General features: G+C 64.5%; 11 protein-coding genes. 6 read left to right on the plus strand and 5 right to left on the minus strand.

All coding sequences use genetic code 11. The features are described from left to right. The gene (locus ACPTTF_RS32245; protein WP_423369704.1) at positions 1 to 2847 is read right to left on the minus strand and encodes a type VI secretion system Vgr family protein; all 2847 of its coding nucleotides are present in this window, start codon (positions 2845 to 2847) and stop codon (positions 1 to 3) included. A gap of 115 nt (positions 2848 to 2962) precedes the next feature. On the opposite strand from ACPTTF_RS32245, the gene ACPTTF_RS32250 reads away from it, so the two are divergent. Beyond that, positions 2963 to 3271, plus strand: a complete 309-nt coding sequence (locus ACPTTF_RS32250) for a hypothetical protein (RefSeq protein ID WP_423369705.1) — start codon at positions 2963 to 2965, stop codon at positions 3269 to 3271. 242 nt (positions 3272 to 3513) lie between these two features. Further along, on the plus strand, positions 3514 to 4272 hold the full coding sequence (locus ACPTTF_RS32255) for a hypothetical protein (RefSeq protein ID WP_423369706.1): 759 nt from the start codon (positions 3514 to 3516) through the stop codon (positions 4270 to 4272). Between the two features lie 205 nt (positions 4273 to 4477). On the opposite strand, the gene ACPTTF_RS32260 is transcribed toward ACPTTF_RS32255, so the two are convergent. After that, positions 4478 to 4852, minus strand: coding sequence for a nuclear transport factor 2 family protein (locus ACPTTF_RS32260; protein WP_423369707.1), 375 nt, complete (start codon positions 4850 to 4852; stop codon positions 4478 to 4480). Positions 4853 to 4955: 103 nt separating this feature from the next. Between ACPTTF_RS32260 and ACPTTF_RS32265 the strand changes: the two genes are divergently transcribed. Then, positions 4956 to 5936 (plus strand): LysR family transcriptional regulator, encoded by a 981-nt coding sequence (locus ACPTTF_RS32265; protein WP_423369708.1) that lies wholly within the window; start codon positions 4956 to 4958, stop codon positions 5934 to 5936. Positions 5937 to 6271: 335 nt separating this feature from the next. Continuing rightward, positions 6272 to 8656, plus strand: coding sequence for a DNA polymerase II (locus ACPTTF_RS32270; protein WP_423369709.1), 2385 nt, complete (start codon positions 6272 to 6274; stop codon positions 8654 to 8656). Here the strand turns inward: ACPTTF_RS32270 and ACPTTF_RS32275 are convergent. Beyond that, complete coding sequence (locus tag ACPTTF_RS32275; RefSeq protein ID WP_423369710.1) at positions 8647 to 8967, minus strand: hypothetical protein; 321 nt, start codon at positions 8965 to 8967, stop codon at positions 8647 to 8649. The two genes, ACPTTF_RS32270 and ACPTTF_RS32275, sit on opposite strands and share 10 nt — an antisense overlap. Between ACPTTF_RS32275 and ACPTTF_RS32280 the strand changes: the two genes are divergently transcribed. Both ACPTTF_RS32280 and ACPTTF_RS32285 read left to right on the plus strand, forming a co-directional pair. Next, positions 8960 to 9847 (plus strand): J domain-containing protein, encoded by an 888-nt coding sequence (locus ACPTTF_RS32280; protein WP_423369711.1) that lies wholly within the window; start codon positions 8960 to 8962, stop codon positions 9845 to 9847. The two genes, ACPTTF_RS32275 and ACPTTF_RS32280, sit on opposite strands and share 8 nt — an antisense overlap. A 285-nt stretch (positions 9848 to 10132) precedes the next feature. After that, positions 10133 to 10456 carry a DUF4148 domain-containing protein gene (locus tag ACPTTF_RS32285; protein WP_166955472.1) on the plus strand — a complete coding sequence of 108 codons (324 nt, stop codon included), beginning with the start codon at positions 10133 to 10135 and terminating at the stop codon, positions 10454 to 10456. A 108-nt stretch (positions 10457 to 10564) separates the two neighbouring features. Here ACPTTF_RS32285 and ACPTTF_RS32290 read toward each other — a convergent pair whose 3' ends face one another. Continuing rightward, on the minus strand, positions 10565 to 11941 hold the full coding sequence (locus ACPTTF_RS32290; protein WP_166955474.1) for a pectin acetylesterase-family hydrolase: 1377 nt from the start codon (positions 11939 to 11941) through the stop codon (positions 10565 to 10567). 66 nt (positions 11942 to 12007) lie between these two features. Continuing rightward, positions 12008 to 12721, minus strand: a complete 714-nt coding sequence (gene plcR, locus ACPTTF_RS32295; RefSeq protein ID WP_423369712.1) for a phospholipase C accessory protein PlcR — start codon at positions 12719 to 12721, stop codon at positions 12008 to 12010. Positions 12722 to 12974: the final 253 nt, after the last annotated feature.

The following is a 12974-nucleotide window of genomic DNA, read 5'->3' on the forward strand; positions in this document are numbered from 1 at the left end:
TTATGCATCCGATGAAGGGTTGAGCAGGTCGCTATAAAGCTGTCGATGTACCGCCCGGTCAGGGGCAGCTCCGTCGTCCGGAGCGCTTTCGTGAAACTGGAAACCTTGATTCGCGAGCGCACCATTCGCCGCATCCCGATACTCGCCCGGCACCGGAATCTCGTGCTTCACGCCATTCGCCATCTCCAGCGTGTACTTCTGCGTGGTGACCTGATGATCGATCGGCAACTGCCCCGTCTTGTCGAACACGCCCTGCTTGACCAGCGCCCCGTCCGCATAAAGCTTGTACGGCATGCCGACCGGAACGACACCGGTTGCAGACGGCGAAGCCATCGTATTCAGCATCAACCGCCGCGTCGGCAAATCCTTGAACGCGGGATTGGTCACGTCCATGCTCGTCGGACCGCTGAACGCATGCTGCGCACCCTTCACGTCGATCTTGCCCGGCGCATGAATCTCGATGTCGCCGCCTTTGAGCCGGATGTACGCGCCGCCCGACGTCAACAGGATTTCCTGCTGTGCCGAGGCCTGGACCTTCTCGGTAACAGACGCCAGCAACAGCGACTTCTGCGCCGTCACTTCGACATTGTCCGCGTGGGTCTGAACCTCGATCTTCCCCTTGGCCGCAAACAGCTTCATCCCGGCGTTCTGCACGAACAGGCTCAGTTTCTCCGTAATGCTGGCAACGAGCGACTTGCCGGTCGCAACATGCGTGCTCTGTCCGCTCACGATATTGACGTGCTGATCGGCTGCAACGTGCGTCGACTTCTGCGTCGACAGGCCGATGCCCGCTGGCGCGGCAACCAGGATTACGGGCTGCTTGAACGCGCCGGCGTCGCCCGTCCCTCCACCTGCTGTCACACCGCCACCGCCCGTCGCACCTGACTCGTTGTGCTGCGTCGCATCGGCAAAGGCCTTGAAGGTGTCATGGCCATCCTTCAGGCTTTCCGCCTTCGATGTTTCGCTCGCCTGCGACAGGCCGTCGAGGATACTCACCGAGCCGTTCAATTGACGCGTCGCCAACGTGGTATCGAGCGGCTGGCTGGCGACCGGGTGCGTCGTCATGAACAACCCTCGCCCGGCCCGCAGCGCACCGTAGGCCTCAGAACTCAGATCGAAGCCCTTGCCCAGATAACTGCCGCGCGTGTTGTCGGTCTGGTCGATCAGGTAGCCCAGGTGCAACGCCGCGTTCGTACTGCTGCTGTACAGGTGCACGCGGTTCTGGCCCGTCGAATCGTCCATCACCATCTGGTTGTAACCGCTCCCCGAGAATTCCTGGGACCGGTAACCCGACAGCAGGGCATTCGAATGCCATCGTGGCTTCGCGCCCCCGTTGTACACCCGGTGCAACGCAATCGGACGATCGATGTCGTTCCCGATATGGCCAATCAGCAGTTCCTCGCCCGCGCGCGGCATGTGAACGCCGCCGTACCCGTCGCCGGTATCGGATTGCGCGACACGCACCCAGCACGAAGCCCGCTCGTCGCCTTCGTTGTGCCGGTCCCAGATGAACAGCACCTTGATCCGGTTCAGGTCGTCGGTATACGCCTGCGTGCCCTTCGGACCGGCAACGATGGCCGATTCGAGCTTTGCTTCGGGCTTTTTGTGTTCGAGGGGGCTGTGATACGGGACCGACGTGCGCTGCGCTTCGATGGCGACTCGATAGAAGCCCGTCGAGCCATCGGCATGCGACACGGAGAACAGCTTGTCGGTGTCGTCCGCATCGGCCTGCTTCACTGCCTGATAGAGGCTATGCGGGTAATTCGCTTCGTGTCCGGAAAGCGGAACGTTGTTGACGATGATCCACTCGACCTCGATCACCGCGAATTCCCGGTGGTCAGCCGCGTCCTGATCATGCTCGGGATGTCCGGTCAGCGTGAATCGCCGCCCCGCATCGATGCGGCGCACCCCGCCGACACCGTCGTATCGCTTGGCCTGCGACTCCCATTCCTCCATGCGGATCTTGCTGAGATGGTCGCCACGCTCCTGTTCGGGGTACGTATAGCCGCCCGTGTATTCATACACCTCGGCCTGCGACGGGAGATCACCCTGATTGGCCATCGTGGGAACCGACGTCGCCTTCGGATTGGCTGGCGTCGCCGGATTCTTGTAGTCGAACGTTCGCGTCGACAGCAGGACGGACTGGAGCGTCCGGGTTCCGGCCCACTGCGTAAAGGCGTCCACTTCACCATGAACGCTCGCGCGGGAAAAATCGACGGTTGCCGGCGCAAGCGGCTCGAGCGTCTGAAGACGATCGGTAATCACCAGCGTATGCGACTTTCCGTCCTGCGCCTGTTTCCAGATGCCGTACAGGCCCTCGGATTCGAGAAGCCGGTGCACGAAATTCCAGTCGGTTTCGTCCTGGCGGCAGTAGGAGCGTGAAGGCAGCGGTTGCGACAATTCAAAGCGATACATCCCGCGCGCCTGCGGATGATCATTGAATACATCGGTAATGATCGCGTCGACGCTTTTGTCTTGCCAGTGACGCTGGTCGCGGCGGAATTTCAGAAAATGCAGCCATGACGAGAAGCTGAGTTGATAACACGCGAGGCCGCCGTCCACGCCGAGTTTTCTCGCGGTATGAACGTAGCCGTGATGAGGAAGATAGGTCTTGTCGGTCTGCTGAATCCACAGCGTGATGGGCTGCGAAATCAGTGTCTTGAGCTGGACATCGTTCGACGTCGACACGCAGTCGATCATGAACAGGTAATCTCGACCGATGCGGGACTGCCCGAACACCCGGTGCGGGATCAAAACGTTACTGCCAAGCGGTGTATCGAGCTTGAGAAGTCGTTCCTGCTGAACCAGCCCTCCCGTGAGTGTCCCGATCATGCTGTGCGCATCCATAGCGCCTCTCTCAGAATTATGTTGTTCTTGACTGACGATTCTACGAATGACGATTCTGTGACGTCAATCGGGTGGAATTCAAATAATTGAAAACTGTAATTATTTATTCATCCATATGAATGGATTTAGTAATTGCACCCTACTGCTCCGCACAACCCGTTCGCACCTGTATCCCGGCAGCATCGTGACGCTAGCCCATGACGCGCCGCGCAACGCGAAGCCGCATCCCGCCGTGATCGAATTCGCGGATGGATCGGGCGCCACCGCTACGCTTTCCCGCGTCGACGACGACGCGCTCGAACTCGCCGTCGACGCATACGTCACGCAGAGGCGCCACAAGGTCATCGCGCGCTGCTGGCTGCTGCGGCCCGCCGATACCACGTGTACGGCATGGCGTGTCGCCGAACGGCTGGCTGTCTCCTGACGTTCACACTCGCACGCCCGCGAACCGCGATCCCCGCCCCATACGCCCTGCTATGATCATTCGCCTCGCGCCCGTTACCGGCCTCTTTCAAAAAAAGTGACCGAATAGCCGCCACGCCAGCGCGCGAGCACGGACAGAAACGAAGAAGAGCAATAGAGAGACGGCGGGATGCCTCGCGCGTACCCGCCACCTATTTCCGATCCGGCCGTGCGGACTTTGGTCCGCCATCAGGAGACATCGCCGTGAATTTCATCCTGCGCGTCGGGCGCACCTGGGACACCCAGATCGCGGCCATTCGCGATGCCGTTACCGAAGACACGAACCTGATCCGCTACGACAACACGTTCTACCGGATCTGTTCGAACGCGTTGCCGCCCTCCTTCACGATCAGCGTGCTCCCCAGCACCGGCGGCATGCCGCTCGTGCTGAACATGCGCACGCGTGACCTGTACGTCGAGCTGATCGGCGGCCATCCGTTCGAGAACTATTCACATAACCTCGACAGGATGCCGTTCGAAGCGACCGCCACCAGCGGCGACGATGCGGAGCGCGGCTTCTCGCTCGACAGCGCGATTCGCGGCCTGCAGCGCATGCCTGGCGGCGACAAGCGCATGCTGCGGCCCGACGACCGCTTCCTCGCACAATCGCTCGTCGTGTTCTGCGTGGCCGAATCGCTGCGGTTCGACAAGATCGCGACCGAACTCGGGCAGTTCTTCCGCTCGTCTTACGATCCGAACCGTCCGGAAATCGGCAATTTCCTGAAAGGGGCAGCGCGGATCCGGTATCTGCAGTCGTGGCTGCAGATGGCGAAGAACTGGGAAAAAACGACAAAGGACGTGTTCGACGGCATCCCCGACAAGATGCGCGAGATCGTCGTCCAGCCGCGCAGCCAGTTGTCCGCGGCCGACCGGCAGGCATCCGCGCGCGTCGACTTTGCCGGGTTCGGCGAAGTGACACGGTACATCGCGCCGGGCATGCGGGTGCTGATGCGGCCGTCGTGATGCCGCGAAGTCGTGACGCTCCGGTGGCAGGCGCCTGCGGTGTCCCTCCACTGGCGGGACACCGCATCCGGCACAATCTTCGATAGCGTAAAAACCCCCCGGGAAATCGATGATTTCCCGGGGGGGTTTCGTTCGCCGGTGTTTGCATGTATTCCGTCGCGCTCTCATGAATCCGGACACCGATGCGCACCTGCCGCGCTGCGCTTCAGTCAAACGTACACACCACGGCAGACGCCTTGGTTGCGATCAACCAGTTGCCGTCCACCTTATGCATGACGAAGTGATCGTTGAACAGCCGGCTTCCGATCCGCACCCGCACCGTCGCCGTTGAAAGGCTGTCCGAGATATTTTCCATCGAGAGGATCGCCTCGTCCCTGGGCGCGCCGGTCGATCGCGGACTCGGCCTACCGTCGATGAGCGCCGCATACTCCTGCGACGACAGGATGCGCAACCGCCCTTCATCCAGCCACTGAATCATGCAGCTTGGGTGAAAGACCTTGTTGAAGTCACGGCTCTTCGGCTCATAAGCCAAATTGAAGTAGTCGTCGATCAACGCGACTACGGCTTGGGTCTGGGTCATGGCTGGCTTTCCTCGATAGTGAACCGCTCGTATAGTGAGCGCTCCTCCCCGCCCTCGGCTACGGCGACCCGGTTATCGCTGCCATTACAGGAACACATGGATCATGGAAGACCTCGATGGAGGACTGGTAAGCGGCTTGCTCGTCCTTGCAGCCCTGGCCGAATCGGGGAGCTTCGGTCGTGCCGCCTCCCGTCTCGGCAAGACCCAGCCTGCGGTCAGTCGCGCGATCCAGCGACTGGAGGACCGCCTGCGCGCGAAGCTCGTGCATCGCACCAGCCGCCACGTCGAAGTGACGGACGCGGGCCATGCGCTGTTGTCGAAGGTGCTGCCGTTGCTCCAGGGGATCGAAGAGGCGACCGTCGGCGCTTCCGACCAGACCTCGGTCGTCAGCGGCACGCTCCGTGTGGCGTGCGATGCCGTGTTCGCCCGCCTCGTGCTGGCGCCGGAGCTGGCCCAGTTCATGAAGGATCACCCCGCGCTTCACCTGAAGCTGGAGACCAGGAACGATCTCTCGGACCTGGTCAGCGACGGCTTCGATCTCGCCATCCGGTTTGGCCCCCCATCCGTTTCAACCTTGGTTTGTCGAAGGCTATACAGCCCGCGGGTGCTGACCGTGGCCGCGCCGTCCTACCTGGAGCAACGCGGTCGGCCGAGGTCGCCGCAGGATCTGGTCGACGATGGCCATGAATGCATCCTGGCCATCGACCCGGCTACCGGCAGACCCTTCGACTGGGAGTTCTGGCGTGACAACGAGAAAGTGAAAGTGGCCGTGAGCGGGAACCTGACCGTCACGGATGCGGGCACCAAGATCGGCGCCTGCGTTGCAGGCTTCGGGATCGCACAGGTGATCGACCTCGGAATCGACACGCACCTGCGTGCGGGCACACTGGAGCCGGTTCTGACGGACTGGTGTGACGAGACGTTCCCGCTTTACGTCTACTACCCCAGCCGGAACCACGTTCCGGCCAAGGTAAGATCGTTCATCGACTTCGTCGTCGGGATGATGCCCAGGCTACGGTCGAATGGCCATGTCGCCTGCCAGCAGCCGCCATCAGCCGTGCTCGAAACGCTGCGTCGCGAGTAGTCTCCTTCTTTCCGTCGCGCGCCTGACCTACCGACTTGACCGTCATCGCCATGTCCTCGCTTCCGTTACGTTGCGCGGCCAACATACGACGGTCGCTTCATCTTCTCATCGACACGTCCCCGGTCGGAACCGAAACGGCGCCCTCCTTCGCCTGCCCCCGGAGCTGGCGCACCTGCCGTCGACAGCCTCGAGAAACCGGGACGCCAGCCGGCACGCGGAAGATCGCGCATCGCCCGATGGCTTCCTGCCACCTGTTGCCACGCGCTCCCCCATCGGCACGGCCTCCATTCAAGCGCTAAAATCCGCGGCCTGGGCATTCACGACGAGCAAGCGTTTTGACGGCGTTCGAGCAGGGTTTCATCCTCACCCGCCACTGGCGGGACACCGCATCCGGCATCGAGATCGAGTTCTGGCTGGCAACCGAACACGGTCCGCGCCGCGTACGGTTGCGCCCGCAGGAAGCCGTCGCGTTCCTCCCGGCCGAACAGCAGGCGCTCGCCGAACGCACGCTGGCCGGCGAGCACGATGCCGAGTTGCGCCCGCTCGCGCTGCGCGACTTCCGGCAGCGCCCCGTCGTCGGCCTCTATTGCAAGCGCTACCGCCACCTGTCCGGGCTGCAGAAGCGCCTCGCCGCGGCCGGCGTCGACGTCTACGAAGCCGACGTGCAGCCGCCCGATCGCTACGCGATGGAGCGCTTCATCACCGCGTGCGTGCAGTTTCGCGGCCAGCCCGGCCGCGACGGCACGCTCACCGGCGCCGAGCTGAAAACCGCAGACGGCTATCGCCCGGCGCTGCGCTGCGTGTCGCTCGACATCGAAACCAGTGTTCACGGCGAGCTGTATTCGATCGCGCTCGAAGGCTGCGGGCAGCGGCAGGTCTACATGCTCGGCCCGCCGAACGGGGCGGACAGCGATGAAGCGGGCGCCGCCGACTTCCGCCTCGACTACTGCGACAGCCGGCCCGCGATGCTCGCGCGGCTCAACGCATGGTTCGACGAACACGACCCCGACGCCGTGATCGGCTGGAATCTCGTGCAGTTCGACCTGCGCATCCTGCATGCGCATTCGGAGCAATACGGCATCCCGCTGAAGCTTGGGCGCGGCGGCAGCGTGCTCGACTGGCGCGCGCACGGCCAGCAGCCCGACCACTTCTTTGCGGGCGCGGCCGGCCGGCTGATCCTCGACGGCATCGACATGCTGAAATCCGCGACGTGGACGTTCCCGTCGTTCAGCCTCGAATACGTGTCGCAGGCGCTGCTCGGCGAAGGCAAGTCGATCGACAATCCGTACCAGCGGATGGACGAGATCCAGCGCCGCTTCGATCACGACAAGCCGGCGCTCGCGCGTTACAACCTGAAGGACTGCGAACTCGTCACGCGCATCTTCGACAAGGCGGACCTGCTGTCCTTCGCGCTCGAACGCGCGAGCGTGACGGGCCTCGCGGCCGATCGCACCGGCGGGTCGGTCGCGGCCTTCACGCACCTGTACCTGCCCCGCATGCACCGGCTCGGCTATGTCGCGCCGAACCTCGGCGACGTGACGGGGCAAAACAGCCCCGGCGGCTTCGTGATGGATTCGCGCCCCGGGCTGTACGACTCGGTGCTCGTGTTCGACTACAAGAGCCTCTATCCGTCGATCATCCGCACGTTCCTGATCGATCCGGTCGGGCTGATCGAAGGGCTCGCGAATCCCGGCGACGACGCATCGGTGCCCGGCTTTCTCGGCGCGCGCTTCTCGCGTACCGTGCACTGCCTGCCCGATATCGTGCGCCGCGTATCGGAAGGCCGCGACGACGCGAAACGGCAGCGCAACGCGCCGCTGTCGCAGGCGCTGAAGATCATCATGAATTCGTTCTACGGCGTGCTCGGCTCGACGGGCTGCCGCTTCTTCGACCCGCGCCTCGCGTCGTCGATCACGATGCGCGGGCACGAGATCATGCACCGCACGCGCGAGCTGATCGAAGCGCAGGGCTACGAAGTGATCTATGGCGATACCGATTCGACGTTCGTGTGGCTCGGCCGCGCACACGACGACAACGAAGCCGGCGCCAAGGGCCGCGCGCTCGTCGAGCACGTGAACCGCTGGTGGCACGCGCACCTGCGCGACCACTTCGGGCTCGAGAGCGCGCTGGAGTTGCAGTACGAGCGGCACTACCGCCGCTTCCTGATGCCGACCGTGCGCGGTGCGGAAGAAGGCAGCAAGAAGCGTTACGCAGGCCTCGCGGCAGCGGCCGACGGCGGCGAGGATCTCGTGTTCAAGGGGCTCGAAACGGTGCGCACCGACTGGACGCCGCTCGCGCAGCGGTTCCAGCGCGAGCTGTATCGGCGCGTGTTCAACCGCGAGCCGTACCAGGATTTCATACGCGACACCGTGCGGCGCACGCTGGCCGGCGAATTCGACGACCAGCTCGTCTACCGCAAGCGCGTGCGCCGGCCGCTGCGCGAGTATGAACGCAACGTGCCGCCGCACGTGCGCGCGGCCCGGATCGCCGACGAATTCAACCACGCACAGGGCCGGCCGCTGCAGTATCAGCGCGGCGGCTGGATCAGCTACGTGATGACGACGGCCGGCCCCGAACCGCTCGAGACGATGCGCTCGCCGATCGACTACGCGTTCTACCTGAGCCGCCAGTTGCAGCCCGTGGCCGACGCGATCCTGCCGTTCCTGCGAGACGACTTCGAACGCGTGATCTCCGGGCAGGGGCAGTTGTTTCAGGAATAGCGGTGCCATGCCGGGCCCGGGAGACGCGCCGGGCCGGTTAAAATACCGCGCTGCTGCGCGTCCTGCCGCAGCCGAAGGAGATTCATCATGACCGCACGTCGCGGAACAGCGGTCGCCATCGCGCCCGGCCACGAGACAGCCAGCCTGTCGAACGCCCAGAAAGCATTCAATACGCTCGTCCAGCAGATCGAGAAACGGCGCGAGCGTCTCGGCGCGTGGGAAGCCGTGATGCCGGTCTTCCAGAAGAAATTCGTCGACGAGCTGTTGCCGCTCGAACAGACGTCGACCGCGTTGCGGATCCGGTTGCTCAATCAGCTCGACGACGCGTATCTGCAAAAAGGATTGAGCAAGGCCGAGCAGCGCACCCTTTCCGGGATGATCGCCAACATGGCGCGCGACTTGCTCGACTTCAGCGACGATGCGCAATTGAAAGCCATCCACGACCGGCACAGCGCGGCCGATCACGGCAGCAACGCGGCAGCCGAGCCGGAACCGGAATCGACGCCCGGCGTGACAGCGGCGGACGATCTCGACGCGCTGTCGCCCGAAGAACTCATGGCGCGCATGCAGGCCGAACTGGACGAGCAGTTCGAGCGGGACATGGCCGAGCACGCGGCCCGCGAGGCACAGCGCGCCAAGCGCAAGAAAACGCCCCGGCAATCGGCCGCGCTGGCGAAGCGCGAAGCCGAGCAGGCCGAAGCGAGCCGGTCGATCCGCGAGGTCTATCGCAAGCTGGCGAGCGCGCTGCACCCCGATCGCGAAACCGATCCCCTGGAACAGGAACGCAAGACCGTGCTGATGCAGCGGGTCAACCACGCTTATGCGAACGGCAAGCTCCTGCAACTGCTGGAGCTGCAACTGGAGATCGAGCAGATCGACCGGCACGCGATCAACGGCCTCGGCGAAGATCGGCTCGCGCGCTACAACGGCATCCTGGAAGATCAGCTTCGCGAGCTGGATCAGGAGATTCAGGACGTCGAGACCGGATTCCGGCGGACTTACGGAATTGCGCCGTCGGTCAAGGTCGCGCCCGATACCGTCGTCCGCATGCTCACGCGCGACATCGCGGGCACTCAGCGCAGCATCCACGATCTGAACCTGACGCTGCGCGAGTTCGACGATCCAGCGAACGTCAAGGAATGGCTGAAGGACATGAAGCGCCAGAGGGCATTCCCGCGCTTCGACGACTAGCCGTGCCGGGCGGGCCTGCATCTACCCGCCGACCATCGAATGCGTGGCCGGTCTGACGGAACGGCTGCGCACCCCGCATCGATCGGCATTCCGCACGCCCCATACAAGTCAAAACCGCCCACCCCGAACGCCGCGCGTCACCCACTGTCACGGATTCAGGAACACAGCTGGCCAGGATTCGGCATTTATCCGGCCGATCCGGGTTCCTAAACTTGTCTCGTCGGTTCAGCCAGCCGCAATCAGCCGCAATCGCGCCGAACCGCAACGAAACCGTCTGAGGAAACCGTGAAATCCATCATCGTCACCATCGCCACTGTCGCCGCTACCGCCACCGCTCTCCTCGCCGCACCGGCCGCGTCGTACGCGCAGTCGTCGCACTCGACGCTCACACGTGCGCAGGTGCGCCAGGAGTTGCTCGACCTCGAGTCGGTCGGTTACGAGCCGGTCGCCGGCGACGGCGACAACTACCCGGGCGACATCGTCGCCGCGCAGGAACGCCTGGCCGCCAAGCGCCTCGCCGAACGCAAGAGCGCCGAAGCGGCCTACGGCCCGGCCGGTGCGCCCGGCACGGATTCAGGTGCGCCGGCGGTTGCGGTGGTGAAGCCGTAACGCCGGACGCAGTCACGCGACGGACGGCCACGCATCGATGCAGGCAGGCGGCCACGACACCCGGCCGCCGCACTGCACCGCCGTCACCCGTTCACGCCGGCCGCCGCTTCACGCCCGGTGCCCCGAGATCGGCCCCGCTTCGCCGGTCAGGTTGAACACACTGTCGATCCACGCGAGAAACGTCGAGAACGTGAAATCCGACCACTGCTGCGTGCGGAACGCCTTCATCACAGGCGTATCGGCCGGGTCCTGTTGATTCAGCAGGTTGTCGACGAACGTGCCGATATCCGCGTCGATGCCGTTCTCGTGGATCCCCGACCCGGTGAAGCTGACCGCCGTCACCTGATGGTTGTCGATGAAGTCGTTGCGTGCCCACGGCATGAAGTAGCCGAAGTTCGGCAGCGGGTTCAGCGTCTGCTTCAGCCCGTCCAGCTCCTGGTCGAACATCGTGAGCGACAGCGCATCCTTCGTCGCGTCGTCGGGCGCCGCGATCACGGCCGGCACGAACGCGCGATAGTGATACGCGGCGATGATCTTGTCGCGCTGGTAGCTCGAGAAGCCGAAGCGGTCGTGCGGATAGGTCGCCGACAGCGCCGCGTACGCGCTCCCCATGTTGCCCGGATCGAAATGGCTGGTCAGCCTGCTGTTCACGGTGATCATCCCGTCGGGGCCCGTCATCCCCCATTCGGTGCGCACCCGGTCGTACAGGCCGACCGACGGATGCGTGGCCGCGTCCGCATCGAACGGCGTGTTGAACACCGTGCCGGCGTCGTCGAGCAGCGAACTATGCGCCTGCGGCTGCAGCGTGTTGCGCAGCGTCGCATAGTTCGCGAGCGTGCCGTAGCCGCCCGCGCTCATCCCGTACACGAGCAGCCGGTTCGGCTTGCCGAAGCCGTGCGACGTCAGCCACTGCGCGACGGCCTGGATGTTCTTCAGCCCGCTGTAGTGCTGCAGGCGCCAGTCGCCGGACGGCGACGTGTAGTTGCGCACCGCGCTGCCCATGTGGATATCTCCGGTGCAATAGGGCACGAAAACCTGTGTCCACTGCTGCGTCTCGACCTTCGGTTCGCCGACGAGAATGTGCGCGAGATCCATCCGCGTCAGCAGCGGCGACAGGAACGACGACAGCAGGCTCTCGTTCGCGGTGCCGTTCATGTAGTTGTGCGGGATGCCGTCCGGGTTGAAGCCGCCGAGGCCGGCCTCGGCGCCGGTCGACGTCTGCGTGCAGGTGCCGTAATCCCAGCACGCGCCGCCCGGCTCCATCATGTACAGCAGGTTGTCCGACTGCGCGCGATTGATGTAGAAGCGCATCGGCGTGCCGTTGCCGCACGATGCACCCGTGCTCTCCGGCAACGTCACTTCGTACCACGAATAATATGGAATCGACGGATCCGGCATCGTCGTATCGGCCGCGTGGCCGTTCAGTGCCGCGCAACCGAGCAGCGTGGCAACGGCCGCGCGCAGCAGGCATCGTGCTGTGGACATTTCCCCTCCTTGTCGATGGACATGACGCGGCCGCCGGGCTCCGCTCCGGCGGCGCGGATTCGGCGCTCAGTGCACGCCGGACGGTGAAGCGCCGTCGAACAGCTGGACGCGCAACGCCTGCAGGCGCTGCGCGATGACGGCTTGTTGCTGGTCGGGATCGGGAATGCTCGCCTGAACCTGCCGGACGACGTCGCGGCTCTGCTGTTCGTACGAGAGGTAGCGCGGATCCTGCGCCGGCGACGGGCCGACCGTCTGCTGCGCATAGGTGTCCCATTGCGCGCGCATCGACCGGATCGCCGCGCTGCGCGTCGCAGGGTCGGCTTCGGTGTCGGTCAGCAGCGCCGCGCTCAGCGCTTCGGCCTGCACGGGCACGATCTCGTTGCGCGCGACATGGTCTGGGAGTTCGTCGAGAATCCGACGCGCGAGCGCGGCGCGCTCGGCTTGCGGCAGGCTGTTGCGGCGATCGCCGTACGCGGCGACCTCGTCGCGAAAGCGCGCGAACGCGACGATGCGCTGCACTTCCGCATCCGCGTCGGGGCGCCCCGCAAGGCTGCGGCGCAGCGCGTCGACGTCGAGCCGCCGCTCTTCCGGGCCGGGTGTCGCGGCGCCGCTGCCGAACGCATCGGCTGTACCCGGCTGCGCGCTCGCCGTCACAGCCGGTGTGCCGGACGACGCGGCTTGCGCCGGTGTCGCCGCCTCATATCGCCAGATTGCAACGACGGCCACGCCGATCGCCGCGATCGCGCCCGTGCGCCGCCAGAGTGCACTGTTCTTCTTCACGTCGCCTCCTCGTCACGTCATGCCGTTCTTCGCCGGTGCATCCGCGAGTAGGTTCTAGGTCGAATCCGGCATGCAGTCAAAAGCGGCACTAGAACGCAGGCACTAAACCTGCGCACACCGACGATGTCCGGCAAAACGTTTGAAACGCATTTCGTCGCCGCTTCGGCAAGCGAGTGATGTCGAGCCACGCGCCCGTCCGGCGGCGGTTCGGGCCGACGCGCGCCATGTGCGCCGCGACACCAAGCAAACAGCG

The sequence above is a fragment of the Burkholderia crassaminum genome (assembly GCF_964265005.1).
Classification (GTDB): Bacteria; Pseudomonadota; Gammaproteobacteria; order Burkholderiales; family Burkholderiaceae; genus Burkholderia.

Excerpts from the sequence above, each read along its gene's own strand:
- ACPTTF_RS32245 (WP_423369704.1), bottom strand. The coding sequence starts at position 2,847 with ATGGATGCGCACAGCATGATCGGGACACTCACGGGAGGGCTGGTTCAG.
- ACPTTF_RS32250 (WP_423369705.1), top strand. The coding sequence starts at position 2,963 with ATGAATGGATTTAGTAATTGCACCCTACTGCTCCGCACAACCCGTTCG.
- ACPTTF_RS32260 (WP_423369707.1), bottom strand. The coding sequence starts at position 4,852 with ATGACCCAGACCCAAGCCGTAGTCGCGTTGATCGACGACTACTTCAAT.
- ACPTTF_RS32265 (WP_423369708.1), top strand. The coding sequence starts at position 4,956 with ATGGAAGACCTCGATGGAGGACTGGTAAGCGGCTTGCTCGTCCTTGCA.
- ACPTTF_RS32290 (WP_166955474.1), bottom strand. The coding sequence starts at position 11,941 with ATGTCCACAGCACGATGCCTGCTGCGCGCGGCCGTTGCCACGCTGCTC.